Annotated in this window: 23 protein-coding genes and 1 pseudogene; 12 read left to right on the top strand and 12 right to left on the bottom strand. The window is 59.9% G+C overall.

What is annotated here, in order from left to right:
* Positions 1 to 78 precede the first annotated feature (78 nt).
* Positions 79 to 683 (top strand): annotated as a pseudogene (locus tag QP908_RS05700) (IS3 family transposase); the annotation flags it as partial.
* A gap of 882 nt (positions 684 to 1,565) precedes the next feature.
* On the opposite strand, the gene QP908_RS05695 reads toward QP908_RS05700, so the two are convergent.
* Genes QP908_RS05695 through QP908_RS05685 form a run of 3 tightly spaced genes read right to left on the bottom strand, consistent with a single transcriptional unit; the run spans position 1,566 to position 5,844 of the window.
* Positions 1,566 to 2,198: a DUF3239 domain-containing protein gene (locus QP908_RS05695; RefSeq protein ID WP_284771846.1), complete on the bottom strand. Its 633-nt coding sequence runs from the start codon at positions 2,196 to 2,198 to the stop codon at positions 1,566 to 1,568.
* The gene (locus tag QP908_RS05690) at positions 2,195 to 3,820 is read right to left on the bottom strand and encodes a DNA repair helicase XPB (RefSeq protein WP_284771845.1); all 1,626 of its coding nucleotides are present in this window, start codon (positions 3,818 to 3,820) and stop codon (positions 2,195 to 2,197) included. Before QP908_RS05690 ends, QP908_RS05695 begins: the two co-directional genes overlap by 4 nt.
* Positions 3,817 to 5,844: a helicase-associated domain-containing protein gene (locus QP908_RS05685; protein ID WP_284771844.1), complete on the bottom strand. Its 2,028-nt coding sequence runs from the start codon at positions 5,842 to 5,844 to the stop codon at positions 3,817 to 3,819. The genes QP908_RS05690 and QP908_RS05685 overlap by 4 nt, the downstream gene beginning before the upstream one ends.
* A 65-nt stretch (positions 5,845 to 5,909) precedes the next feature.
* Between QP908_RS05685 and QP908_RS05680 the strand changes: the two genes are divergently transcribed.
* Complete coding sequence (locus tag QP908_RS05680) at positions 5,910 to 6,095, top strand: hypothetical protein (RefSeq protein ID WP_005279826.1); 186 nt, start codon at positions 5,910 to 5,912, stop codon at positions 6,093 to 6,095.
* 47 nt (positions 6,096 to 6,142) lie between these two features.
* On the opposite strand, the gene QP908_RS05675 is transcribed toward QP908_RS05680, so the two are convergent.
* A complete protein-coding gene (locus tag QP908_RS05675; RefSeq protein ID WP_005281857.1) occupies positions 6,143 to 6,763 on the bottom strand; it encodes a resuscitation-promoting factor Rpf1 domain-containing protein in 621 nt (206 codons plus the stop codon).
* Between the two features lie 294 nt (positions 6,764 to 7,057).
* On the opposite strand from QP908_RS05675, the gene QP908_RS05670 reads away from it, so the two are divergent.
* Complete coding sequence (locus tag QP908_RS05670) at positions 7,058 to 7,438, top strand: cold-shock protein (RefSeq protein ID WP_005279828.1); 381 nt, start codon at positions 7,058 to 7,060, stop codon at positions 7,436 to 7,438.
* Here QP908_RS05670 and QP908_RS05665 read toward each other — a convergent pair.
* Positions 7,435 to 7,968, bottom strand: coding sequence for a DUF2771 domain-containing protein (locus QP908_RS05665; protein ID WP_005279829.1), 534 nt, complete (start codon positions 7,966 to 7,968; stop codon positions 7,435 to 7,437). The genes QP908_RS05670 and QP908_RS05665 overlap by 4 nt on opposite strands.
* Positions 7,969 to 7,974: 6 nt before the next feature.
* Positions 7,975 to 8,781, bottom strand: a complete 807-nt coding sequence (locus QP908_RS05660; protein WP_284771843.1) for a glutaminyl-peptide cyclotransferase — start codon at positions 8,779 to 8,781, stop codon at positions 7,975 to 7,977.
* Positions 8,782 to 8,786: 5 nt separating this feature from the next.
* Here QP908_RS05660 and QP908_RS05655 point away from each other — a divergent pair, with 5 nt between their 5' ends.
* The 3 genes from QP908_RS05655 to QP908_RS05645 are packed head-to-tail and all read left to right on the top strand — an operon-like array spanning position 8,787 to position 11,726.
* Entirely contained in the window at positions 8,787 to 9,455 is a 669-nt protein-coding gene (locus QP908_RS05655) for a DUF3027 domain-containing protein (protein WP_023030809.1), read from the top strand.
* A gap of 50 nt (positions 9,456 to 9,505) precedes the next feature.
* A complete protein-coding gene (locus QP908_RS05650; RefSeq protein ID WP_284771842.1) occupies positions 9,506 to 10,909 on the top strand; it encodes an NCS2 family permease in 1,404 nt (467 codons plus the stop codon).
* 10 nt (positions 10,910 to 10,919) lie between these two features.
* Positions 10,920 to 11,726 (top strand): TrmH family RNA methyltransferase, encoded by an 807-nt coding sequence (locus tag QP908_RS05645; protein ID WP_005279837.1) that lies wholly within the window; start codon positions 10,920 to 10,922, stop codon positions 11,724 to 11,726.
* On the opposite strand, the gene QP908_RS05640 is transcribed toward QP908_RS05645, so the two are convergent.
* The 3 genes from QP908_RS05640 to serC form a co-directional block, all read right to left on the bottom strand.
* The gene (locus QP908_RS05640; protein ID WP_284771841.1) at positions 11,687 to 12,517 is read right to left on the bottom strand and encodes a DUF6928 family protein; all 831 of its coding nucleotides are present in this window, start codon (positions 12,515 to 12,517) and stop codon (positions 11,687 to 11,689) included. The genes QP908_RS05645 and QP908_RS05640 overlap by 40 nt on opposite strands.
* Before the next feature lie 3 nt (positions 12,518 to 12,520).
* Positions 12,521 to 13,369: a septation protein SepH gene (gene sepH, locus QP908_RS05635; RefSeq protein ID WP_284771840.1), complete on the bottom strand. Its 849-nt coding sequence runs from the start codon at positions 13,367 to 13,369 to the stop codon at positions 12,521 to 12,523.
* A gap of 106 nt (positions 13,370 to 13,475) precedes the next feature.
* A complete protein-coding gene (gene serC, locus QP908_RS05630) occupies positions 13,476 to 14,594 on the bottom strand; it encodes a phosphoserine transaminase (RefSeq protein WP_034658428.1) in 1,119 nt (372 codons plus the stop codon).
* 157 nt (positions 14,595 to 14,751) lie between these two features.
* Here serC and QP908_RS05625 point away from each other — a divergent pair, with 157 nt between their 5' ends.
* The 6 genes from QP908_RS05625 to QP908_RS05600 all read left to right on the top strand — a co-directional run bounded on the left by QP908_RS05625 (position 14,752) and on the right by QP908_RS05600 (position 20,851).
* Positions 14,752 to 16,044, top strand: coding sequence for a citrate synthase (locus QP908_RS05625; protein WP_284771839.1), 1,293 nt, complete (start codon positions 14,752 to 14,754; stop codon positions 16,042 to 16,044).
* A 121-nt stretch (positions 16,045 to 16,165) separates the two neighbouring features.
* The gene (locus QP908_RS05620) at positions 16,166 to 16,525 is read left to right on the top strand and encodes an FKBP-type peptidyl-prolyl cis-trans isomerase (RefSeq protein ID WP_005279843.1); all 360 of its coding nucleotides are present in this window, start codon (positions 16,166 to 16,168) and stop codon (positions 16,523 to 16,525) included.
* 108 nt (positions 16,526 to 16,633) lie between these two features.
* Positions 16,634 to 17,497 (top strand): aldo/keto reductase, encoded by an 864-nt coding sequence (locus tag QP908_RS05615; RefSeq protein ID WP_284771838.1) that lies wholly within the window; start codon positions 16,634 to 16,636, stop codon positions 17,495 to 17,497.
* A 393-nt stretch (positions 17,498 to 17,890) separates the two neighbouring features.
* Entirely contained in the window at positions 17,891 to 18,238 is a 348-nt protein-coding gene (locus tag QP908_RS05610; RefSeq protein WP_005279845.1) for a DUF485 domain-containing protein, read from the top strand.
* The gene (locus QP908_RS05605; protein WP_284612619.1) at positions 18,239 to 19,882 is read left to right on the top strand and encodes a monocarboxylic acid transporter; all 1,644 of its coding nucleotides are present in this window, start codon (positions 18,239 to 18,241) and stop codon (positions 19,880 to 19,882) included. It begins immediately after the preceding gene.
* Positions 19,883 to 19,921: 39 nt separating this feature from the next.
* Positions 19,922 to 20,851 (top strand): hypothetical protein, encoded by a 930-nt coding sequence (locus QP908_RS05600; RefSeq protein ID WP_284771837.1) that lies wholly within the window; start codon positions 19,922 to 19,924, stop codon positions 20,849 to 20,851.
* A 2-nt stretch (positions 20,852 to 20,853) separates the two neighbouring features.
* Here the strand turns inward: QP908_RS05600 and QP908_RS05595 are convergent, their stop codons facing one another.
* The 3 genes from QP908_RS05595 to QP908_RS05585 all read right to left on the bottom strand — a co-directional run bounded on the left by QP908_RS05595 (position 20,854) and on the right by QP908_RS05585 (position 24,277).
* Entirely contained in the window at positions 20,854 to 21,759 is a 906-nt protein-coding gene (locus tag QP908_RS05595) for a DUF1906 domain-containing protein (RefSeq protein WP_284771850.1), read from the bottom strand.
* 78 nt (positions 21,760 to 21,837) lie between these two features.
* A complete protein-coding gene (locus QP908_RS05590) occupies positions 21,838 to 22,266 on the bottom strand; it encodes an OsmC family protein (RefSeq protein WP_284771836.1) in 429 nt (142 codons plus the stop codon).
* A gap of 10 nt (positions 22,267 to 22,276) precedes the next feature.
* Entirely contained in the window at positions 22,277 to 24,277 is a 2,001-nt protein-coding gene (locus tag QP908_RS05585; protein ID WP_284771835.1) for a poly(ethylene terephthalate) hydrolase family protein, read from the bottom strand.
* Between the last annotated feature and the right edge of the window lie 32 nt (positions 24,278 to 24,309).

The raw sequence follows: 24,309 nt of genomic DNA, 5'->3' as shown, positions 1-24,309 counted from the left end.
ACTACCCCCGGTACCCGATATCCGCACCGGTCGGTACTCGATACCGCCCTACCGGTACTAAATAGCGTCGCGCGTCATGTGGCTAAGCGGATGCGCCTGATGGGAATTGAAGGGATTTCACCGCGTGCTTTTGTGCCCGTGACAACGATTCAATCTAAACGTAAGTCGAGTCTTCCTGACCTGGTAAAGCGCATGTTTGATACCGGCGAGCTCAACCGGGTATGGATGTCAGATATTACCTACCAGCGCACTGGTGAAGGCTGGTTGTATTTATGCGTGGTCCGCGATGGTCATTCCCGCAGGGTACTGGGCTGGGCTATGGATAGCGTGCAAGACACAAGTTTGGCCGAACGGGCCCTGCGGATGGCGCACACGCTTCCGCGGTGACGTTCCTGATGGGCTGGTGTTTCACGCCGACCGGGGGACGCAATTTACCAGCGAACAACTCTGGGAGGCGTGCCGCAATTTGGGCATTGCTCAATCCGTGGGGCGTACCGGGGTGTGCTTCGATAATGCGATGGCTGAGTCGTTCTGGTCGACGCTGAAAACTTAAGTTCTACGACCGGAAGCGCTGGCCAACCCGCGATGCTGCCCGCAAGGCCGTTGCCTACTGGATTGAAGTCGTCTACAACCGTCGACGCTGGCACTCCGCCCTCGGGATGGTCAGCCCCGTCGATTTCGAAAACCACACCACCCAAACCAGAAACGAAGAAGAAATAGCTGCCTAACCACTAGGTAGCTTGACTAGGTGTCCACGATTTGCGGGCAACCCCATAGGCTCGAGACGAATGCTAGTAGAGCACGGCAGTCATCGGGGAGTTGTTAATTATGGCTGTCTTGGCTTCTAACTCAGCATGTGAAGGGGAAACCTCGATAGGGGAGCTCTTACATCTAATTTTCGTATCATGGAAAATACGATAACTAAATCCAACCGTAACCGTCCCACCATCCCTCACTAACGCTTTGTCTCTTCCCCAGTGACAATTGCTTACGATCCCATCGCACTCAACGTGCGGGAACGTAAAAATCTTGTGGAACCACCAGCTCACCCAAGTTGGTTTGAAAACCGTGCGGATTTCACGGCAGTCCACAAAGTTCTCTACGTTTTTATCGTCTTCCAACTCTAGGTACCCTTTCTCAACAGGAATGGTTGAAGCAGGGGCCTGACCCCCGGACAGTGGACACGTCGGGGGTCAGGTCCGTCAGAGTAAGCTCTTCTACCGCAATATCGCTCTATATAGGAGCGGCTTGAGGTAACTCTGCTACTTGCCCGCGTGATTGCTACGGTGGCTGAAAGGTCATCATTACAACAGGATGCCCCATAAGAGTTAGAGTATTTCATGGATTAGTAATCCAGTGAATTTTTGCCAACACCACCTCAACATCAAAACCGACCGACGCGTTAACTACACCATGGACTCAGCAACCGGCACCGTACCTACCAAGTAGACCACACGAAGGGACCACTGGCCACCCACAACACACACTGGCACTACACCTGGAAGCAATTCTTAGACCACAAAAAGAAAAAGCACCAGAAACAATCTGGTGCTTGAGAGTCCTGCCTAGAGAACGAGCAGGTCATAGCGGGTGGCTTTGACATCGGAAAGCCGCTTGCGGGCGCGCTCTAGGCGCTGCCATTGCTCTTGGGGGATGGATTTGCGGGCGATGGTGACGGTTTCAGCATCGGGAGTTCCCCAAGCAATGGGCATGGGGGAGATTTGCTGCCAATGCTCTTTATCGGAGGTGGAACGCTGGCCGGACACGGCGGCGACTGGAACCTTGGTGCCCACGGTGCGTTGGACGCCGGGAATGGAGGTTACCGTGCGCAGGCACGCGCCCCAGCGTGGGGGAAGGGAGGGATCCACATTGGTATTCACCAAGGCAAGAAGGATCATGTCCCGCTCGTTGACCTGTGCGATGACGGCGGGAGCGAGCGGATAAGAATCATAGAGGGATTGGGCCGTTCCTACCTTGCTTGCGGCGGCGACGCCGACAATGGCAACAACGATGCCAAAGAGGATGAGCCCTAAGCCCAGGGTGATTCCCCAGGAAAAGCTCCACCAGACGGCGGCGCCGGCGATGATTAGGATGAGGCCGAAGATAAGCCCGGATACGCGAAGCCGGTTGGAATCGCGCAATAACTCGTTATTGGCCTTGGCAAAGGACTCGTCAACGTCGAACTTAAAGATCTTCATTGGCCTAAGTCTACTGCGTCCATGAGCCGGTAGGCATATCCTTGCTCGGCGAGGAAGCGTTGGCGGTGCATGGCGTAGTCCGCATCTAGGCTGTCGCGGGTGACCAGGGTATAAAAGAGCGCCTCGGTTTCCTTCGGTCGCAGCAGGCGGCCGAGGCGTTGTGCTTCCTCTTGGCGGGAACCAAAGGTGCCGGAGACCTGGATGGCCAGTGCCGCTTCGGGCAGGTCGATGGAGAAGTTGGCCACCTTGGAAACGACGAGGATGGCCAGCTCGCCCTCGCGGAATTGCTGGAAGAGCTTTTCGCGCTTGGCGGTAGAGGTGGTGCCATCGATGACGGGGGCATCGAGGTGCGCGCCTAATTCGCGCAGTTGATCCACGTATCCGCCGATGATGAGGGCTTGTTGGTCATGGGAGGCAAGGATCTTATCGACGGCCCGGAGCTTGGCCGAGGCTTGTGCGGCGATGCGGTAGCGGTCGCGCGGCTGTGCGGTGGCATAGAGCATGCGTTCTTCCGGATCCATATCCACGCGGACTTCGATGCATTCCGCGGTGGCGATATAGCCGGCCATTTCCAGCTCTTTCCACGGCGCGTCGTAACGTTTTGGCCCGATGAGGGAGAAGACATCGCCTTCGCGGCCATCCTCGCGCACGAGGGTGGCGGTAAGCCCTAGCCGGCGCCGCGATTGCAGGTCCGAGGTCATGCGGAATACGGGTGCGGGAAGCAGGTGGACCTCGTCGTAGATGATAAGGCCCCAGTCGCGGGAATCGAAGAGCTCGAGGGCGCGGTACTCACCCTTTGTTTTCCGCGTGACCACTTGGTAGGTGGCGATGGTAATCGGCTTGATTTCCTTCTTCTCTCCGGAGTATTCGCCGATGTCGTTTGGAGAAAGCGTGGTACGGCGCAAAAGCTCGTCGCGCCACTGGCGGCCGGCGACGGTATTGGTAACCAAGATGAGGGTGGTGGATTGCGCCTTTGCCATGGCGGCGGCACCGACGATGGTTTTGCCGGCGCCGCAGGGCAGCACGACGACGCCTGAACCGCCGGACCAGAAGGCGTCGGTGGCGTATTCCTGGTAATCGCGCAGGTGCCAGCCGTCCTCGTTGAGCGCGATGGGGTGGGATTCGCCGTCGATATAGCCGGCAAGGTCTTCGGCGGGCCAGCCGGCCTTGAGAAGTTCCTGCTTGAGGCGGCCGCGCTCAGAGGGTGCGACGGCGATGGTGTTGTCATCGATGCGCGCACCAAGCAGTTTTCCTACCTTGCCGCGGGAGAGCTCGGTAAGGATGGCAGGCTCTTCTGATTCGAGGATGAGCCCGTGGGCAGGGTGGGCTTGGAGGCGGACGCGGCCGTAGCGGGACATGGTCTCGGCGACATCGACAAGCAGCGATTGCGGTACCGGGAACCGGGAGTAGGTTTCCAGGACATCGACGACCTGCTCGGCGTCGTGCCCGGCGGCGCGGGCATTCCAGAGCGCCAGGGAAGTAATGCGGTAGGTATGCACGTGCTCGGGGGCGCGCTCCAGCTCCGCGAACGGCGCGAGGGCGGTGCGCGCAGCGGCGGAATCTGGATGATCGACTTCCAGCAAGACGGTCTTGTCCGACTGCACAATCAGTGGTCCGTTCATGCGTCTAGCGTAACGGAGGTGATGCGGTGCAGGGGAAACCGGATGGTGGAGCCATCGGCGGCGCGGGCATCGATTTGGCCACCGGCGACGGTCAGTGGGGTGACGGTGCGGGTCTTGGTATTGCCATTTTTATCGGCGTAGCCAATGGTGATGGGGCGTGCGGTGCGCGCGGCGGCGTGGACCAGATCCAGGTTGGGCAGGCTCGGGGCCTCGCCGGTGGTGAGGTTGCGCAGCGCACGCGCGATATTCGGCGGCGCGGCCTGGGCGCGAGGGCTGGGCGTGGGGAGCGTTGCGGGCTCGGGCGCGATGGACAGGCTCGCACCATTTTCGTCCTCAGCGGCGGGGGAGAGGCCGTGCTCGCGCAGGCGTTCCAATAACTCGCTGACGCGCAGCTGGGAAATCGCGACCGTGGGGGCCAGCAGGCGCAGCGGGGCGGCCTTCGCGGCGATCTGCAAGAGTGCTGGGTCCTCGCTGCGCAGGTAGGACAGGGCAGGACCGGAGCGCAGGGTGCCGTGGCGCTTGGCGATGTCCTCGATGTGGAACGCCAGCGTATGCGGGACATCACCATGCGCGGCGAAGAAATCGCGGATCTCCGTGCCCGTCATCCCGCGGTCGAGGCCGCGGCGCAGGGAGGCATCGCTAATGCGGTAAACGCTGGCGAGGCCGGGTGATTCCAAGTCCGCGAGGGACTCCAGGGTGTGGTGGGCCGCGGGCTCGAGGGGGCCTGGCACGAGCACGGTCATATCCGCCTGGACCAGGAAATAATCGATGGTGTCGGGGGTGAGGGAATCGGCGGCATCGAAGCCATCGATAAGCACGCTGGTGGCTCGCCCGAGCGCGATGGCGCCTATCCATTCGGCCTCGCGGTGCAGCTCCTCGATGGTCTCCGGGGAGGTATGCGTGGCAAAAAGCGGGAAGGAAAAATGCAGATCCGCTTGAAATTCGGCCGCGGACAGCGGCTGCGCGGAGTGGAGGTACACATCGAGGATGTGCCGGCGAAATTTGGGTAGGCGGTCGGTGCTGGCAGAAAGCACCCGGCTGGATTCCCACGGGGTCCAGGGGGAGTTTTCCCAGGCCGCGAGGAGCACGCGCCACTGCGCGGCTAATCCTGCATCGAGCCACTCTTGGGCGGAATCGGTGGGCGCAAGGAAGTTTCCCTCGTACCCGGACGGCTCGCCGCGGTTGATTAGCCGCGCAGATAGGCCAAGCGTAATCAGGCGGCGCAGCTCTGGTTCCGCGATGTCCAGCTGCTTGCTGAGCTGGGCAAGGGGGCGCACGCCGACGGTTTTATCCTTGAGCAGTTCGATCGGCCGGGCGCCGAGGGCAGAAATCAGCTGTTGCATGCCGCGCACCACGGACAGGCCCGCGGCGGTGCCGGCGTCATCGGCCTTGCGGTCCGCGGTGGGCTCGCCGCGGCGCGTGGAGGGCTCGGTGGGAATATGCGGGACGGTATGCCCCTTCATCGCGCGGTGCACCTCGCGCGGCAGACGAACGGTCTGGGAGTCCACGCGCTGCAAGAGCTGCTTGGCAATCAGCCGTGGCACCGGGTGGGACGGATTGGTCTCGCGGGTGGTACCGATGCCATTGGAGCGCGCCAGGGTGGCGAGGACGTGGCGTTCGTCTTCAGAGAGGGCATCGATTGTCGCGGGCGATACCTCGAGCTGGTTGAGTAGCGACCAGCCCGTGGGCAGCGCGGGCATGACCTCCGGCGGAATCTGCACCGCGCCGAAGGCGAGGCCGCGGTCCTTGAGTTCGCGGGTGATTTCGGGGTTGTGGTCTTCTACCTCTGCAAGCTCGCCGCCGCGCTTGGCGATGTCCTCCAGCTCCGCCAACTGCTGCGCGTTACACTCCGCTAGCGCTTGGGCGATCGAGGTGCGCAAGAGGAGCCGCGTGGCCAGCGCCGCGATGGAGGGCGGCAGCGGGGTTAAAACATCGGGGCGGTGGTGGAGGATGGTGGCCAGTTCCTCTTCCGAAAGGGAATTAAGCCAGGTGCGAAAATGCGGGAGGTGGGAGGACTGAGTCATGATAAATCACAATTTTAGCGCCGGATTGAGTTACGTTTTTGCCCGAGGTTTGAAATAATAAGGCTATGTCGAATGAAAAGAATGGCTTTGTTTCCCCGGCGTGGCCGGACAATGAACACCGCGAGCATGCAATTACGGAAATTTCTGCGCCTTTTGCTGGTGCTTCCAGCCCCTACGGCGACGATCTGGTGCTGCCGATGCCGGCAGAGAAGTTGAACTACGTTCACCCTTATACCCGCATCAATCGCTAAAAAAATCCCCTTGCCGCGGACGGCGAGGGGAATTTTTATGTGCTTATTTAGCGGCTGAAGTTCTCAACCAGCTGCGCAACCGGGTCGATGACGTTGCGGTTTGCGGAGTAGAACGCGTTAAAGTCGTGGCGGTTGGCGTGGTAGAAGTCGGTGAACTGCGCCGGCAGCTGCAGGCCATAAGCGTTAGCGGTGTCCTTAACAAGGTTGTAGACGGCGTCTACGGCGAGCTCATCGGACTTGTTTTCTACTGCCTGCTGCACTGGCTGCGGTGCCTCAGCGGGTGCGGAAGGAGCGGTGCGCTCGGTCGGCGCGGAGTTCAGGCCGAGGGAGGCCGAGCATGCGGGCCATGCGCCCCAGCCCTGGTTAGCCAGGGTGCGCTCAGCGATGACAATCTGCTGCTCGCGGGTTGCCTGGTTAGCGGTAGGGGCGAATTCACCGCCGCCGTATGCCTGCCAGGTCTGCGCGTTGAACTGCAGGCCGCCGTGGTAGCCATTGCCGGTGTTGATGTGCCAGTCGCCGCCGGACTCGCACTGTGCGAGGCGGTCCCAGTCGGAGTCAGGGGCAGCGGCAGCGTTCGGTGCCATGATGGCAGCGGCTGCGCCCAAGGCAACGGTGCCCGCGGTGAACTTAGCGGCAAAGTGGTTAGTCTTAGCGGAGTGGCGTCCCATAAAAGTAGTCCTTTCCGTGGTGCCCGTTTTCGTGGAAATGTTTTGCGCCTAGAAGAAAGGATGGGCGGGAAACCTTCTTTGCGGCGACACTGGGGGCCAGCGTAGCGGTTTATAACGAAATAGTCACGTTCTGGGCACTAAATGGGAAAGAATTGAGACTATTGTGGTTCCGTCCGCAAAGTTTCCGCAGGTAATTGCGGTGGTGTGAACTATATCACACGACACGTGGAACTTCTGTTCTGTATAACTTCCAGCTAAACTTAAGGATTTACCCAAGAGAAGAGGTGGATACCTATGCCCATTGGCAAAGTGAAGTGGTATGACGCCGAGAAAGGTTTCGGTTTCGTTAGCAACCCGGGCGATGAAGACGTCTACGTCGGCCGGAATGTCCTGCCCAAGGGAGTAGAAGAAATCTTTCCCGGCCAGCGCATCGAATTCGATTTCGCGGCGGGGCGCCGCGGGCCGCAGGCGCTGCGGGTGCGCGTGCTGGATAAGCCGCGCCGGCGCACGCCGTCGCGCAAGCCGGAAGAGCTCGGCAGCATGGTCTCTGATGTCATGACCCTGCTGGAATCCCAGGTGCAGCCGGTACTGAACTCGGGGCGCTACCCCGAGCGCAAGACCGGGCGCCAAGTAGCAGAAATCCTCCGCGCGATTGCGAAGGATTTAGATAGTTAATTATCCATGGTGGATAGGGACCACACGGTGGCGAGGGGGGTTTCTTCGCCATCGTCGTCGGTGCCAATCATGAGGGAGGAGACCTCCACCACCATGAGCCGGGGGCGCTCGCCAGTCGATGCCTCGATGGGATCTACCGAACCGGGGATATCTACCTCGGTCGTTTCATTCGCACCGTGAGAGGTCTCATCATTGGCGGCGGGGTCATCATAAATGGACAGCACCTTCCATTCGTGATTAGAAATCTCCTCGGGGATTTCAAGATGCAAGGTGTCATCCTCGCCCACGGTTAGCTGGGGGACATCGCCTTCAGGGCAATCGGTTCCCGGCTCGCATACGAGGTAGGGCGTGACCTCCTTGGTGTTATCCCCCACGGAGGCGGTAATCGCAATCTCGCTCGGCTCAGGGCCTGGCCGCGAATTGCGCCAGCTCTGGAAGATCACCGCGGAGGCGACGATGACCGCCACGACCACGATGAGCGCGAGGATTTGCAGCAGCGACTTTTTCCTTGCTTCCTTACGGGTTGCCATGGCCCATTACTTTACTCGAACGCGGTAGAGCTCATCCCACCGCTTGCCGGTAAGCCAGAATTCATCGGTGCCCTTGATATGGGCGATGCCATTTAAGACATCATCAGGATCGGTGTATTTCGATTTATCGATGGCATCGGTAGAAATCACCGCGGTGACCTCGCCAGAGGAGGGATCGATGCGGTAGATATCGTTGGTCTGCCACACGTTGGCATAGACATCACCGTCCACGCATTCCAGCTCGTTGAGATCCTCTACGGGCGAGCCCTCGAGGGTGACCTCGGTGGTGGAGCGCTCCGCAAAGGTCTCCGGATCCATGTGGCGCAGGGTAGAGGTGCCATCGGACATGATGAGCTCATCCTGGGTGGCACAAAGCCCCCAGCCTTCGCCGGTATAGGTGGCGGTCCCAGTGCGCTGGAAGTCGCCGTCATAGCGCAGGGCCTGCCCGCGCTTCCAGGTCAATTGCCAGATGGAATCGCCGTATTGGGTAATGCCTTCCCCAAAAAACGAGTCATCCAGGGCATGGTCTTGGAGGACCTCGCCGGTTTCAGGGGAGAAGCGGATGAGTTTAGATTCGCCCCATTGCCCGGTGCCGAGCAGGAGGTTGCCCTCTCCGTCTTCTTCTAGGCCTTGCGTAAAGGAGTTCTCTGGCAGCGGCGCGGTATCGAGGACCTCCACTGCAAGGTGCTCGGGGGAGGAAGCTTCAGAATCATCAGAAGAGCAGGCGGTTAAGGCGCAGCAGGGCACGGCAATGAGCGCGGCGCGGCGGAGAAACGACATGCACCATATGTACCACTGTTGGCTGGCCATCATGAATAATGAGGGGCGTGAGTAAGCGAAAAGCAAATCCGTTGATCGATTCCCGCGCCGTGCGCATTGCGCGTGAGGCATTGGAAGAGGTGGGGGAAGGGGGCATCGGCAAGCATAGGGGCGTCGCCGGAATGGGCCGCAACGTTGTCACCCATCGCTTTGCGGCGGATATGCCGGGCTACCCAGGCTGGGAATGGCAGGCCGTGCTCGCGTGCGCGGATGGCTCGCGCTACGTCACCGTCAACGAGGTGGCGCTGGTGCCGGGCGGGGAGGCGCTGCAGGCCCCAGAGTGGGTGCCGTATGAGGATCGCGTGCTGCCGGGGGATTTGGGCCCGGGAGACCTCATGCCGCCGGCTATCGATGATGAGCGCCTGAATGGAGATGAGCTTTCCGCCAAGGGCCTGGCGGATGCCAAGCATCGCTGGCAAGAAGAATATGGCCCAACCTCGGAGATGGCGGCCAAGGCGCACCTGCAGTGCCGCACGTGCGCTTTTTATATGCAATTCATGGATAACTTTGGGGTATGCGCCAACGAGTATTCCGCCGATGGCCGCGTTGTACATGCGCGCTACGGTTGCGGTGCGCATTCGCAGACGCGGGTGAGCGAGGAGAAGGCGCCGGCCGCGGCCTTCGATGATGAAAAGCCCATTTACCAAGATTTTGATTTTGAGGATTAAGGCAGCACACTTAGGGCGTAAAAATACCGCTCTACGTGAAAGGGCACGGCGTGAAAGCCACTCTCGATCGCTATTTCCACATTTCTGAACGCGGTTCCACCATCGGAACCGAGCTACGCGCGGGAACGGTCTCGTTCTTCGCCATGGCATATATTATTTTGCTCAACCCGCTGATCCTGGGCACGAGCCCGGACGCGGAGGGCTATACCTTGGGCGTGCCGCAGGTTGCGGCCGCCACTGCGCTGGTCGCCGGCGTGATGTCCATTGCCTTCGGTGCGATTGCGAAGTACCCCTTCGCCATGGCCGCGGGCCTGGGCATGAATACCTTCGTCGCCGTCAGCATGGTCGCCACCAGCGGGCTGACCTGGCAAGAAGCCATGGGCCTCGTGGTAATCGAGGGCCTTATTATCGTCCTGCTCGCCGTGTCCGGCTTCCGCACCGCGGTATTTGACGCCATCCCACAGCCCATGAAGGCCGCGATGGGCGTAGGTATTGGCATGTTCATCGCGATGATCGGTTTCGTGGACGGTGGGTTTGTTACCCGCGTGCCCGATGCCGCGCAGACCACCGTGCCGGTGGGGCTGGGCATTAATGGCTCGATTGCCACCTGGCCGGCGGTGGTCTTCGTCATCGGCCTTATTATTTGTGCCTTCATGGTCATCCGCAATGTGCCCGGTGGGCTATTTATTGCCATCATCCTCAACACGGTGATTGCATTCATCGTCCAGGCGCTCACGGACTCCGAGGACTGGGGCATGGCCGCCCCGGAGAGCCCGGAGGCGTTGGGAGGCCTGCCGGATCTGTCCATCGTGGGCGATGTGAACCTGGTGGGCGCCTTTGCCAACATTGGCGTGATTTCCACGGTCCTGCTCATCTTCACGCTGCTGCTGACCAACTTCTTTGATGCCATGGGCACCATGACCGGTCTGGGCAAGCAGGCCAAGCTCGTGGATGACAACGGCAACCTGCCGGGCATGAAGAAGGCGCTGGTTGTAGAGGGCGCCGGCGCGGTGGCCGGTGGTCTGGGCTCGGCATCCTTGAATACCGTCTTTGCGGATTCCTCTGCCGGCATTGCCGATGGCGCGCGCACCGGCCTGGCCAATATCATGACCGGCCTGCTGTTTATCGCCGCCATGTTTTTCACCCCGCTCTATGAAATCGTGCCCATCGAGGCCGCTGCGCCGGTGCTGGTCATCGTCGGCGTGATGATGGCCGCGCAGCTCACGGATATCCCGTGGACCCGCATGGAAGTGGCCATCCCGGCGTTTTTAACCATCGTGGTCATGCCGTTTACCTATTCGATTGCCAACGGCATCGGCGTGGGCTTTATTACCTTCGCGCTCATGTCCACCTTTGCTGGTAAGGCCAAGCAGGTGCACTGGATCATGTGGCTACTGGCGGGCTTGTTCGTCATTTACTTTGGCATCGATCCGATTTCGGAGGCCATCGGCTAGCCTGGAAGGCATGCATATTTCTGATCCCCGTGACCCTCGCCTGGACGATATTCGGAACCTCAATAAATCCGATAAATCCGGCGAGGGTTTGGTCATTGCAGAAGGCCCCTTAGTGGCAGCCCGCCTCATGGAATCGCGGTTCCCCATGCGCTGTTTGGTGGGCTTTCCCCAGAAGCTGGAGGCCTTCTTTGCCGAGTACGGCGAGCCCGAGTGCCCCGTCTACGAGGTCTCGCGCGAGACCCTGGCGGAGGTCGCGGGCTTTGATATGCACCGCGGTTTGGTTGCCGCAGCGGACCGCGCCCCAGAGCCGGAGGTGGGCGAGATCCTGGAGCAGGCCCGCACCATCGCCGTGCTGGAGGGCGTGGGAGATCATGAAAATATCGGGGCCATCTTCCGCCACGCGGCCGGCATGAACGTGGATGCTGTCTTGCTCGGCTCGGGTGCTGCGGATCCGCTCTATCGCCGCTCGGTGCGCGTATCCATGGGCCACGTGCTGCGCGTGCCGTTTGCCCATTTGGAGGGCGGTTTCACCACGTGGCAGCGCTCCTTGCAGGCGCTTGCCGATGCCTCCTTTACCCTCATTTCCTTAACCCCCAACCCCCAAGCGGTGCACTTGGCAGAGGCCATGCACGGGCAGGACAAGGTGGCCATGCTCGTTGGCGCGGAGGGCCCCGGGCTTACCGAGCACGCAATGAAGGCCACCGATATCCGCGCGCGGATACCGATGGCCCCAGGTACCGATTCCCTTAATGTGGCAACCGCCGCCGCCATTTCCTTTTATGAGCGCCAGCGTTCCTTAAGCGATTTGAACGTCTGACGCAGCCAGTTGCCAATCAACGAGCCGAGGTGCTTGGCGGTGGAAAGGATCTCATCGCCGGTGGAATCCGGCTCGGCATCGTGATCCTCGTAGTCGTCATAATCATTTAGACCCAGCTTATTCGCTGATTGGGCGGCGAACTCGCTGACCGGTTGCTTTGGCTTGGGCGGATCGATCTTGGGTTCTGGGCGCCCGTCCACGGCATAACCCACGACGTCCAGGTCTGGGCCTTCCTGTCCCACGGTGATGCCCAACCAGTGTTCTTGGGCGGCCTCCATGATGCTGTGGGGCCGAAACGGCAGGGAAATGCCGCCGAGGGATTCGTCCTTTTCGCCGGCCCAAAACGGTGCCTCGAAGGGCTCGGGCAGGCCGGTGTCCTCGTAGAGGCGGTCGAGGGTGGCGCACAGGCAGCGCTTGAGCTCGCCGCCTTCCCACAGCGCGAAGCCCGCATAATCCTCGTCGGCATTGCTAACAAGCGCGATAACCCGCTGGGCGGGGACTGCGTTTAAGAGGTCTTGCGGCAGTTGGGAGAGCAGGACGGAATCGCCCTCGCAGACCGTTTGCACCACGGTAATGCCTGGGTAGCCGCCGATGTAGTACTCATTCGGATCCGTCTGCGCGGAGCGGTTCAGGGGGAATTGCCCGATCGGGGTGACCGGGAATTTCGGGTTGAGCTGGGCTAGGAACTTGCGGCCGAACCCGCGGTCAGCCTTGGGCTCGGTCTTGAGAACTTCTTCGGCGCCGGGCTTGGAGATGTACCACAGCGTGAGAACGGCATGAGAGATGTCCACTGTTTAGTCCCTCGGGCGCTTGGTATTGGAGCGAACGCCCAAGAGCACGTCCTCCCAGTGTGGGGTGACGGCCTTGCGGCGGCGCTTCGAGGGCTTGGGCTCGGAGGAAGGATTCTGCAGGAATTCCTCTTCTTCCGTTTCCTCGCTGGAACCGGAAATATCGGTGACATTGGCGGGCTGATCGCCGTCAATGGCTTCGTCGTAGCGGCCGCTGCCCAAGGAAGTTAGCGAGCGTACCGGCTGCACGAAGTCCGGGTCCGTAAGGTCTGCCGCGACCGAGTTGCGGGCCTCGACCGTAGCGGGGGAGGACATGGACTGCTTGAAGGTCCATTCCGCCTCGTTTTCAGAAAGGCCAGCCTTCCAGGTCACGCGCACAACCCACGGCTCGCCCTGATGGCGGTAGGCGTCCCACGTGGACTCCGAGAGGGAGTGGCCGCGCGCAGCAAAGGAGCTCGCCAGTACTTCCCACAGGGTGAGCTTGGCCGGGCCGTCTTCGCGCACCGGGTGGGCCTGCTTGGCCACCTCAGAAATGCGGTTGCGCTCCAGCATGACCGGGTAGGCAAAGGGCTCGATGCGCGATTCATCCACGTGCATCTCTTCCGCGAGCTCTGCCGTGGAGGCGCCGGCGCGGATGCGGTTTTGGATCTCTGCCGGCCGGATCTGCTTTTCTTCCTCTTCGTGGGAGGGCTTGGGCATCGGCGCTAGCTTCGGTGGCTCCGGCTTGCTAGCGGCGGGCGTGAGGGCGGAACGCAGCTCATCGGTGATGGGAAGGGAAAACTCTTCGCCTCCTTCGGTGCGTAGCACCAATGAGTCTTCGCTCGATTCGCTGTCAACGAGAAACAGCTCGCGCATAGTGTGGCGCTCCTTTGCCTATCGACGGAAGGACGGATCTGTGATGCAGTCAACTATAACGCGAAAAGGCCCCGCGCCATGCGAGGCGGCGGGGCATGTTGATCACTTAGTTGGCATCCAGCACGTAGTCGATACACTGCGTGAGCTTGGCGATGTCCCCAGGCTCAATCGCCGGGAACATACCCACGCGCAGCTGGTTGCGGCCGAGCTTGCGGTACGGCTCGACATCGAGGATGCCGTTGGCCCGCAGGGTCGCGGCAAGGTGGGCGGCATCCACGGAGTCATCGAAATCGATGGTGCCCACGACCAGCGAGCGCGCTGCCGGATCGCTGACGAATGGGGTGGCTTCCGGCCGGGCTTCGGCCCAGTTGTACAGCGTGGAGGAGGACTCGGTGGTGCGCTTGACCATGCCGTCGAGGCCGCCATTGTCATTCATCCACTTGATCTGGTTATCCAGCATGAGCAGGGTGGCAATAGCCGGGGTGTTATAGGTCTGGTTCTTGCGGGAGTTATTCACCGCGGTCTGCAGGTTCAAAAACTCCGGAATGAAGCGATCGGAGTTATTGATCTTTTCGATGCGCTCTAAGGCCGCCGGGGACATAGCGGCGAGCCAGAGTCCGCCGTCGGAAGCAAAGCACTTCTGCGGCGAAAAGTAGTACACGTCGGTCTCTGCAATATTGACGGGAAGGCCGCCGGCGCCAGAGGTGGCATCGACAAGCACGAGCTGCTGGTCGTTGTGGGGGTGGGGGCGAACGACCTCCGTCATCGCGCCGGTCGAGGTTTCATTGTGGGCCCAAGCGGCGACATCGGCATCGGCCGCAAGCTCGCGCGGATCCGGGGCGGTGCCGGCTGGGGATTCGGTGAGCGCCGGGGCATCGAGCCACGGGGCCTTGGAGGCTGCCTTGGCAAACTTGGTGGAGAACTCGCCAAAGGTCAGGTGGGCCGACCGGCGCTCGATGAGGCCAAAGGTGGCCGCGTCCCAAAAGGCGGTGGCGCCGCCCAAAGACAGGACGATTTCGTAGCCTTCAGGAAGCGAGAAGAGATCGCTTAAGCCCTCGCGCACGGATCCCACGAGGTTTTTCACCGCCGGCTGGCGGTGCGAGGTGCCCACGATAGCGGGGTCTATGGCCTCGATTTGGGCGGGGCGCACCTTGGAGGGGCCGCAGCCAAAGCGGCCATCGGAAGGCAAGAGATCTGCTGGCAGGGTGATTTCTGGAGTACTCATGCCGCCAGTGTAGAACAGTTCCGGTTGTACGGCAGGTATTTTGATGCCCGTAAACTTGTTGGCAGAATCACAAAGTTTGCTAGAGTGTGAATAGGTATAAGGCTGACTTGTCTAAGTTAGTGCCTTAAAGAACTCTTTAACAGGGAAAGGAAATTCCGTGTCTACTGAAGAAAACAAGGTAGTACTCAAGCACGCTGGCAACGAGTACGAGATGGATATCAAGCAGTCCACTGAGGGCGATTCCGGCTTCGATATCTCCAAGCTCCGCAAGGAAACCGGGCTTGTTACCTTCGACCCCGGCTACACCTCCACCGGCTCCACCGAGTCCAAGATTACCTTTATTAACGGTGAGGAGGGCATCCTTCGTTACCGTGGCTACGATATTGCTGAATTGGCAAATAACGCCACCTTCAATGAGGTTTCCTACCTGCTGATCAAGGGCCACCTGCCGGATGAGCAGGAACTCTCACAGTTCAATAACGCCATCCGCCACCACACCCTCTTGGACGAGGACTTTAAGGCCCAGTTCAACATCTTCCCGCGCGATGCTCACCCGATGGCCGTGCTTGCGTCCTCCGTGAACATTCTCTCCAGCTACTACCAGGATCAGCTGGACCCACTGGATGAGGAACAGCTGGACAAGGCCACCGTTCGCCTGCTGGCTAAGGTGCCGATGTTGGCTGCTTACGCTTACCGCGCATCCCAGGGCAAGCCTTATATGTACCCGGATAACAACCTGAACGCGCGCGAGAACTTCCTGCGCATGATGTTCGGTTACCCCACCGAGGAGTACGAGGTTGACCCGGTTGTCTCCAAGGCACTGGACAAGCTGCTCATCCTGCACGCTGACCACGAGCAGAACTGCTCCACCTCCACCGTCCGCATGATTGGTTCCGCACAGGCCAACATGTTCGTCTCCATCGCCGGCGGCATCAACGCCCTGTCCGGCCCGCTGCACGGCGGCGCTAACCAGGCCGTGCTGGAGATGCTCGAGGACATCGAGAAGAACAACGGCGGCGACGCTACCGACTTCATGAACCGCGTGAAGAACAAGGAAAAGGGCGTTCGTCTGATGGGCTTCGGCCACCGCGTGTACAAGAACTACGACCCACGCGCGGCCATCGTCAAGGAAACCGCACACGAGATCATCGATCACTTGGGCGGTGACCCGATGCTCGACTTGGCCATGAAGCTGGAAGAGATTGCGTTGAATGATGACTACTTCGTCTCCCGCAAGCTCTACCCGAACGTGGACTTCTACACCGGCCTCATCTACCGCGCCATGGGCTTCCCGACGGACTTCTTCACCGTCCTCTTCGCCATCGGCCGCCTGCCGGGCTGGATCGCTCAGTACCGCGAGCAGCTGGAGATGAACACCAAGATCAACCGTCCTCGCCAGATTTACACCGGTGAAACCCTGCGCAAGGTTACCCCTCGCAGCGAGCGCTAAATAGCGCTTTTGGTCGCCCCAATTCAGCCGAATCGGGCTTGAGCACTATAATTGGTGCAGCTCGGTTCGGTTTTATTGCGACCGCACGAACAAACTAGATTTCCCAAGGAGAATAATCCCCATGGATAAACCTGTTATTGAAGCCCAGTCTGGCCCGGCGCCGACCGACCTCGTCATCGAGGACATCGTCGTAGGCGATGGCGCTGAAGCCCAGCCTGGTGGCGTAGTGGAGGTCCACTACGTTGGTGCCGAATATGAGACCAACCAAGAATTCGATTCCTCGTGGGACCGTGGCCAGTCCATCGAGTTCCCACTGACCGGTCTCATTGCCGGCTGGCAAGAGGGCATCCCGGGAATGAAGGTAGGCGGTCGCCGTCAACTCATCATCCCGCCGGAAAAGGCCTACGGCCCCGCCGGCGGTGCGCACCCGCTGTCCGGCCGCACCTTGGTCTTTATCATTGACCTCATCCGCGCCGACTAAACTGCGCTAAAAACGTTGAACCGGCTCCCGAAAAAGGGGAGCCGGTTTTCGTTATACTGGGGCCTTAGTTCTTTCAAGTGCCCGCATAAGACGGGAAACTGGGGCACAATGGGAACTATGACTGTGCCAACTATTTCTTTCAATGATGACCGCGAGATGCCCCAGCTCGGTCTGGGCACCTACAAGCTCAATGATGATGAATGCATTCGCGTAGTCCGCGAAGCCATTGACCTGGGCTACCGCCACTTTGATACGGCGACGCTGTACAAGAACGAGGAGGCCTTGGGTACTGCGCTTAACCAAGCCATTGACGCGGGCGATGTCAGCCGCGAGGACCTGTTTATCACCTCCAAGGTCTGGCACTCCCACCACGGCGCGCAGAAGGCGGAACAAGCCTTTCAGGAATCCATGGAGAAGCTGAAGCTGGATTACTTGGACCTGTACCTCATCCACTGGCCGTGGCCACAGGGCGGGCTGTACGTGGAGACCTTTGAATCCATCGCCCGCCTGCAGGGGATGGGCCAGATCGCTTCCATTGGTGTCGCTAACTTCTACGAGGAAGTCCTCGAGGACCTCATTGACAAGACCGGCATTACCCCTGTGCTCAACCAAGTAGAGCTGCACCCTGGTTTCACCCAGCCAGAGCTGCGCGAATTCCACCACAAGCACGGCATCGTGACTGAGGCGTGGTCGCCGCTGGCGCGCGGCGTGGTGCTTAATAACCCGGAGATTGAAAAGATTGCCGCCGCGCACGAGGCTACCGAAGGTCAGGTGGTATTGGCGTACCTGATGGCCAAGGGTATTTCCGTTATTCCGAAGTCAGCCCGCAGCGGGCGGCTCAAGGAGAACCTGGCTGCCGCGGAGCTGGAGCTGGGCAAGGATGAAATCGCGGCGATTGACTCCTTGGAAGGCCAAGAAGGCTTTGGCCGCATGTTTAATGATCCCCGCGAATTCCCGGGCGCGGAGGGCTAAGAACACACCTCGGGTGAAGGAGCCACCGGCGACGGCGTCGTCGGTGGCTTTTGCTGTGCAGGATGGCTGAGTGGGAGGTACGTGCTGGTTAAGGCGCTAGCCACGCTGATAGGTGGTTCCTTTCACACTGCCTTTACTCATTAGTTAATGTCTAGTTAACAAAATTTGCGAAGGCGTTAAATCTGGGGTGGAGGGGGTGATTTGCAAAGAATATTAGCCCAGTTCACCGGAACCTATCGGGCTAAAAGGGGGGAGTTTTTGTGGGGCGTATTGGCAATATTTACTGCTTTGCAAAGATTGTTCTGTATCTTACATAGCAACGCGGGTAGTGATGGACAACACATTGCGCCTCGTTTGTACAGAACCTCTCTCACCCAAGGAGACAACCCTTCTATGAGTGATACAACTGCTCCAGTCGAGCGCCGTGAGCTTACGGCAGCCGACTACATAGAAATGCGCGATAGCGAAGAGTTTGGCGAGCTGCGCAGCGCTTATCGTAGTTTCACCTTTCCCATGACCGTCGCGTTTTTCGTGTGGTACATCGTCTACGTGCTCACCGCCGTGTTTGCGCCTGATTTTATGGCCATTGAGCTTGGCGATGGCGGCTGGAACGTCGGCCTCGTCTTCGGCCTGGCCCAGTTCCTGACCACGTTCATCATTACCTGGATTTACGTGAAATACGCCAATAAGAATATTCAGCCTAAATCGGTTGCTATTCGCGAGAAGTTGGAGGCCAAGTAAATGACTACCACTTACCTTGCACAAGAAACTTCTGCCGGTAACCCGATTCTGAATATCTCCATCTTCGGCATCTTCCTCGTGGTTACCATGGCCGTCGTGTTGCGCGCCGGCAAGTCCACGAAGAAGGCATCTGACTTCTATACCGGTGGTGGCTCGTTCTCCGGCCGCCAGAATGGCTTGGCCATTTCCGGTGACTACCTTTCTGCTGCGTCCTTCCTCGGTATCGTCGGTGCGGTGGCGCTGAACGGTTACGACGGATTCTTGTACTCCGTCGGCTTCTTCGTCGCCTGGCTCGTAGCCCTGATGCTCGTGGCCGAGCCGATGCGTAACGTGGGCCGCTTTACCATGGCGGACGTTTTGTCCTTCCGCCTGAAGCAAAAGCCGGTGCGCGTGGCCGCGTCCATCGCCACGCTCTTCGTGACGCTGTTCTACCTCATCGCCCAGATGGCCGGCGCCGGGTCCCTGGTGGCCGTGCTGCTGAACATCCACGACTTTAAGTGGCAGGCAGTCGTCGTCGGCATCGTCGGCGTGCTGATGATCCTCTACGTCTTGGTCGGCGGCATGAAGGGCACCACCTACGTGCAGATGATTAAGGCCGTCCTGCTGGTGACCGGTGTGGTCATCATGTGCATCATGGTGTTTGTCTCCCTGCGCGGTGGCTTCAGCAACATGTTCAGCACCGCGATTGATATGCACGCGTCGTCCGATTACCTCCATGAAAAGGGCTATGAGGCCAAGGAAATCATGGAGCCGGGCCTGAAGTACGGTGGCTCTACCGCCGCTAAGTTGGACTTCATCTCCTTGGGTATGTCCCTCGTGCTGGGTGTGGGTGGCTTGCCACACGTTCTGATGCGCTTCTATACCGTGCCGACCGCCGTCGAGGCACGTCGTTCCGTGACCTGGGCCATCGTTATCATCGGTGCCTTCTACCTGATGACCCTGATCCTGGGCTACGGTGCAGCCGCACTGGTTGGCCCGGACCGCATCCTGAACGCACCGGGTGGCGCGAACGCCGCGGCACCGCTATTGGCGCTGGAAATCGGTGGCTCCATCTTCATGGCCATTATTTCCGCCGTGGCCTTTGCCACCGTGCTCGCCGTGGTGGCGGGCCTGGCGATTACCGCCTCCGCATCCATTGCGCATGATATTTACCACGCGGTTATCCGCAACGGTGAGTCCACCGAGGCAGAGCAAGTGCGCGTCTCGCAGGCCACCGTGGTAATCCTGGGTATTGTCTCCATCATCTTGGGCATCTTGGCGATGACCCAGAACGTGGCCTTCCTGGTCTCCCTGGCCTTCGCAGTGGCGGCATCGGCTAACCTGCCGACCATCCTGTACTCGCTGTACTGGCGCCGCTTCAACACCGCAGGTGCCGTGGCCTCCATGTACACCGGTGTTGTCTCCTGCTTGGTCCTCATCTTCTTCTCCCCAGCGGTATCCGGCACCGAAAGCGCCATGTTCCCGAACGCGGACTGGGCTATCTTCCCGCTGACCTCGCCGGGTCTGGTCAGCATCCCGCTGTCCTTCTTCGTCGGTTGGTTTGTCTCCATCGTGACCAAGCCGGACAACTTGGATGAGTTGGCGGCAGAGATGGAAGTTCGTTCCCTGACCGGTGTGGGCGTCGAGGCCCCAGTCCAGCACTAATTGCCCGAAAGGTAGCAATTACCGGTAATATGGTTCGACGTGTTTAATCCGTCCTCTCTCAACGCGGCGGCATCAGTAAAGGCTGGTGCCGCCCTTGCCGTGTGCATGCTTGCCTGCTCTACGGTTGCTGGGTGCAGCAATAGCGAGCGAGACAGCACCGCTAAAGCCGAAGACACCACGATTACCGCGCATAGGGCGACAACGGTGCCCCCGCGGATCAATGAGTTCCTCAAGGGGGATGAGGACCATTCCATTAGCTATATTCGCCTGCACGATGGCATGTATATGGGCTCTGCTGCAGAACACGATCCCCGCCCGGCGCTTAGTCTCATCAAGCTCTACATCGCCACCTACGTCATTGAGCAGGGCGAGTACGAGGATAAATACGAGGCGCTCGGCATGATTGCCAGCTCTTCTGATAAGAGCGCCGAGGAGCTGTTTAAGAAGTACCCGGATTCCATCGATAAGATTGCCAAGGAATACGATCTGGAATCCACCAAGGCGGGCGAGACCTGGGGCTATTCGGAAACCTCCACCTATGACGTGGCCAGCTTCATCTCTCAGCTCATCAAGCGCGATGAAACCCACCCCGTGCTCGTGGCGATGTCGCACGCGGATCCCGTCTCAGAAGATGGCTATGACCAAGACTATGGCACCGCGAAGCTCTCCAATGTGGTGGGCAGCAAGTGGGGCTGGTCCAATGACAAGTCCATCAATTCCTCGGTGTCCTTTGGCAAGAACTTCGTCGCCGCAGCCTCCATTAACGGCTCCGCCGATGACCTCACGGACTACGTGAAGAGCGAAATCACCGGCGAGAACCTAGGCAAGGCCACCGAGCGGTTCCTCAAATACAAGGACGGCGAGGACGTTCCGCCCATCGAGACGGCCTCGGAGAAGCCGACTTCTAGCGAGAAGAAGGACGAGGGCAAGAAGGACGAAAAGAAGTCCTCCGAGCCCAAGGGGAAATAGGCCTACTTAAAGGCCTTGGCGATGTCTTGGGCGGCATCGGCAAGCCCGCGAATTTGCTCGTTGCTTAGCGATGACCCCTTAAAGCTCACCCCATCCGCGTTGAGCTGCGGCAAATCCGGCATATTGGGGATGGACTTGTCCAGGGTGGAGCTGAGATCCTGGATGCCTGGCTGCTTGGAGCCGGGCGTCCATTGGCCCCAGTCGCTGGCGTAGACCTCGTTGACATCGACGATGACGTTCTCGATGGTTTGTTGGCGCGACTGCGGTAGCTGGTGAATGGTGGCCTTGGGGTGGATTTTCCCGTTGGAGCCCCAATCGTGCATCCAGTAGAAGGTGCCAATCCCATCCTGGCTGGCCCATTCGATGGTGTTGTAGTTGCCGTAGACACCGGTCTGGTAACCGGCCACGGACAGTGCCTTGGAAAATGCCTGCAGGTACGGCCGGATGAACTGGGTGTAGTGCTCGCGGGTGGGGTTATCGTCGATGGCGATGTAAATGGGGCGGTGCGTGGGGCCACCGGCGGCCTTGTGCAGCGAAATGGCCTGCGGGGCGTGGATGGCGGCGCCGGCGGCGCCCTGCTTCCAATCGGCGGTTTCGGCCCGGCCGAATTGATAGACCGAGGCCGTGGGCAGGCCGGCGGCGGCATTGGCCGCAGCCTCTTGAAGGGTAACCGGCTTGCCGGTCATCCAGGCCGCGCCGGGGCGTTTATTGGAGACGTAGCGAATGGCACCGATGTGTCCCGCGCGTTTGATGGCGGTGGGGGAGGGGATACCAGAGGAAAAGTCGATGATGGTGCCGCGCACCGGGCCGAGGGCGGCGGCAGAGGGCGCGGCGGTACCGATGGTGCCGGCGGTAAGGGCGAGGGCGCTTGCCTTCAAGAGGCCGCGACGAGATAGAGACGGTGACATGAAAAGCTCCTGCAGTGATCGCATTAGTCACAATAGTTAACAAATGCACCATAGCAGGAGATAGTGGGGGAATCGTGTTTATTTTGACACGTTGCTAAATTCCACGTTCGTGGTGTGTTCCACGGTGCGCGATACCGTGCAGTCCTTCTCGTGGGAAATGCGGATCAGGTTATCCACGAGCGCGCGGGCCTTATCGCCCTCCGGGGTGGAGGGGAAGGCGAGGTCGAAGGCGACGCGGACATCGGAAAGCCGCGAGGCGCCATCCTCATCCACGCGGTCGCCCTCCGCGCGCACCTGGAAAGACTCCGGCTCGGTGCGCCGGGAGGTTACGACATCCACGTCCACCGCGGTGCACCCTGCGACGGCGGCCAGCAGGAGCTCTACCGGCGATAATAGGCCCTCCCCGCGGCCGAACTCGATGCTGGCGCCGTCCGCATTGGTGGCGCGGTACACCGAATTTTCGACGCGGTTAAGGTCAACGGAATACTGCTTAGTGATTTCACTCATGGCTTAAAGCTTAAGCCAGGCTCGGGATATAGGCCACGCTGCCGCCCAAGGACATGGTGATAAAGATGGGCGCGATAACCAGGGGCCCGAGCCATACGCGGCCGGTATTGGCATAAAACATCTTGTTCAAGATGGGCAGCAGGATCATCATGGGCAAGATGGACTGCAGCATATTCACATAGAGCCAGTCATCGGTCCAGTGCACCGTGCCGGTGGCGGCGAAGACGGAATATTGGATAACGAAGATCATCGCCAAGCCGACTGAGTTAGCCAGCGCCGCAATGAGGTAGGTCTGCCACTTGGGCGTATCGCTATAGCGCGTGCCCACGCCGGCGCGAATGGAGTTGGCCAGGTAGAAGATGAACATCGCTGGCACGTACATGAGAGCCACCAGGAACCAGCGCAGCGTTAGCGGGCGGGAGGCCACGACCAAGAAGCGGTAATCGCTGTGGAAGGCGAGATACACGATGGATAGCACGGAGAAGTACACGAAGAGCAAGATGAAGGCCAGCAGCAGCGTGCGCCAGAAGGTACGCCAGCTCATCGTGATGCCCCACGCGCGGGCGCGCTCGCCGCGGGCATAGGTGGACTTATCCCGGGTGATATAGAACAAGATAAGCCCCACGATGCCGTTGACGATGGCCCACAAGACCACCGAGTTGACCATGCGCGCCGGGAAGAACCAGGTGCTGACCTTATTCGCGGCATCGTAGAAGACGTCCTGCGAAAGGTTCGCCAGCGGCATGAACGTGAAGAATGCGATGGCCGCCGAAAGCACGAAGAACGCCCAGAACTTCGCGGCCTCTTTGCCCCGCGGACGCTTCGGTACCGTCGGGAGAGCCTGTGCCACCGGGGCGAAGTAGCGGGTGCGCAAGAGCATGCGGGTCAGCGGGAAGAGCATGGCAATGCCGCCGATGAGGGACAGGAGGTTAAAGACCTCCTTGAGCCACCAGGTCTGGTTGCCGGAATCCATCTTCACCGGCGCATCCAGGGTGTCATCGAAGAACTCGAGGATACTGCCGATGGCACTGGGGGTAAGCGGCTGCAGCGGGTGCAGCGTTTCATCGTTATAGGCAATGCGGTAGGTGCCCTTGTCGATGTCCCCGTAGCCCCGGCCGATCTCAATGCGGTCCACCTGGTCTTGTTTCTTGAGCCCAGAGTTGACCATGGACAGGGCCTCCGGCGCATCGCGCAGATCGCCATCGCCGTTGATATTGCGGTAACCGCCTTCATCGTAGCGGGCATAGCCCAGCGCCATATTGGAGTGCACGTGCTCGAACTTCTTATCGTTTAAGTTCTTGAGCCAGCCAGAGATAAAGACCGCGGAGATCTTATCCAGGTCCTCGGCGCGCTTGCGCTCGCCATCTGTGATGGTGGTGCCGCCTTCGCTATCTGGATCCTTGGCAGCTTTGAGGGCATCATCGACCTTCTTGCCGTATTTATTGGCCGCGGTGCGCACCGCGGTACCACCGGCGGAGTGGCCGGTAATGCCGATGCGATCCTCGTCGACGTAATTAAACGTATCCAAGTGGTCAGTGACGTAATCAATGGCGGTTACGACGGCGGTATCGCCATCGTCCGGGTGTTGCGAGCTCGATTCGCCCTGGTTGTATGGGTCAACCACCAAGGTGACAAAGCCGCGCCGGGCCAATTCCAGTGAGTTGGAGACTTGGGTTTCCTTGGTGCGCTGGAAACCTGGCGAGACGATGACCATCGGCGCTTTATTCTCTGGCGTCGCGTCCTTCGGCCGGAAGAGATCGGCGGTGACCGTAGCGCCGTGCTTGCCGGCGATTTTGAGGTCAGTGACTTGAATCTTGCCGCCATCGGTTTGCACTAGGGACGAGCCCAGGGCACCGACGAGCACGATGACGATGCACACGAGGAGCTTCCAGCCATCGCTAAACCTGCGCTTTTTGGATACTTCAGCGGGCAGCTGCTTTTCCTGCTGCGCTAGGGAAAGGGACGACCGTTCTTCCATAGATGTGGAGGACGGGGATTGGGAGTCGGACATATACGCGTTCCTTGTAGGTGGTGCTTAATTGA

Source organism: Corynebacterium sp. MSK204, assembly GCF_030229885.1.
Taxonomy (GTDB): domain Bacteria; phylum Actinomycetota; class Actinomycetes; order Mycobacteriales; family Mycobacteriaceae; genus Corynebacterium.
Note: the sequence above shows the minus strand (reverse complement) of the source record. Positions and strands in the feature narration are given on the sequence as shown.

Coding starts and splice junctions, on each gene's coding strand:
- QP908_RS05660 (WP_284771843.1), bottom strand. CDS start 8,781: ATGATGGCCAGCCAACAGTGGTACATATGGTGCATGTCGTTTCTCCGC.
- QP908_RS05590 (WP_284771836.1), bottom strand. CDS start 22,266: ATGAGTGAAATCACTAAGCAGTATTCCGTTGACCTTAACCGCGTCGAA.
- QP908_RS05585 (WP_284771835.1), bottom strand. CDS start 24,277: ATGTCCGACTCCCAATCCCCGTCCTCCACATCTATGGAAGAACGGTCG.
- QP908_RS05695 (WP_284771846.1), bottom strand. CDS start 2,198: ATGAAGATCTTTAAGTTCGACGTTGACGAGTCCTTTGCCAAGGCCAAT.
- QP908_RS05685 (WP_284771844.1), bottom strand. CDS start 5,844: ATGACTCAGTCCTCCCACCTCCCGCATTTTCGCACCTGGCTTAATTCC.
- QP908_RS05595 (WP_284771850.1), bottom strand. CDS start 21,759: ATGTCACCGTCTCTATCTCGTCGCGGCCTCTTGAAGGCAAGCGCCCTC.
- QP908_RS05675 (WP_005281857.1), bottom strand. CDS start 6,763: ATGGGACGCCACTCCGCTAAGACTAACCACTTTGCCGCTAAGTTCACC.
- QP908_RS05620 (WP_005279843.1), top strand. CDS start 16,166: ATGGATAAACCTGTTATTGAAGCCCAGTCTGGCCCGGCGCCGACCGAC.
- QP908_RS05665 (WP_005279829.1), bottom strand. CDS start 7,968: ATGGCAACCCGTAAGGAAGCAAGGAAAAAGTCGCTGCTGCAAATCCTC.
- QP908_RS05615 (WP_284771838.1), top strand. CDS start 16,634: ATGGGAACTATGACTGTGCCAACTATTTCTTTCAATGATGACCGCGAG.
- QP908_RS05655 (WP_023030809.1), top strand. CDS start 8,787: ATGAGGGGCGTGAGTAAGCGAAAAGCAAATCCGTTGATCGATTCCCGC.
- QP908_RS05610 (WP_005279845.1), top strand. CDS start 17,891: ATGAGTGATACAACTGCTCCAGTCGAGCGCCGTGAGCTTACGGCAGCC.
- QP908_RS05690 (WP_284771845.1), bottom strand. CDS start 3,820: ATGAACGGACCACTGATTGTGCAGTCGGACAAGACCGTCTTGCTGGAA.
- QP908_RS05670 (WP_005279828.1), top strand. CDS start 7,058: ATGCCCATTGGCAAAGTGAAGTGGTATGACGCCGAGAAAGGTTTCGGT.
- serC (WP_034658428.1), bottom strand. CDS start 14,594: ATGAGTACTCCAGAAATCACCCTGCCAGCAGATCTCTTGCCTTCCGAT.
- QP908_RS05680 (WP_005279826.1), top strand. CDS start 5,910: ATGTCGAATGAAAAGAATGGCTTTGTTTCCCCGGCGTGGCCGGACAAT.
- QP908_RS05645 (WP_005279837.1), top strand. CDS start 10,920: ATGCATATTTCTGATCCCCGTGACCCTCGCCTGGACGATATTCGGAAC.
- sepH (WP_284771840.1), bottom strand. CDS start 13,369: ATGCGCGAGCTGTTTCTCGTTGACAGCGAATCGAGCGAAGACTCATTG.
- QP908_RS05605 (WP_284612619.1), top strand. CDS start 18,239: ATGACTACCACTTACCTTGCACAAGAAACTTCTGCCGGTAACCCGATT.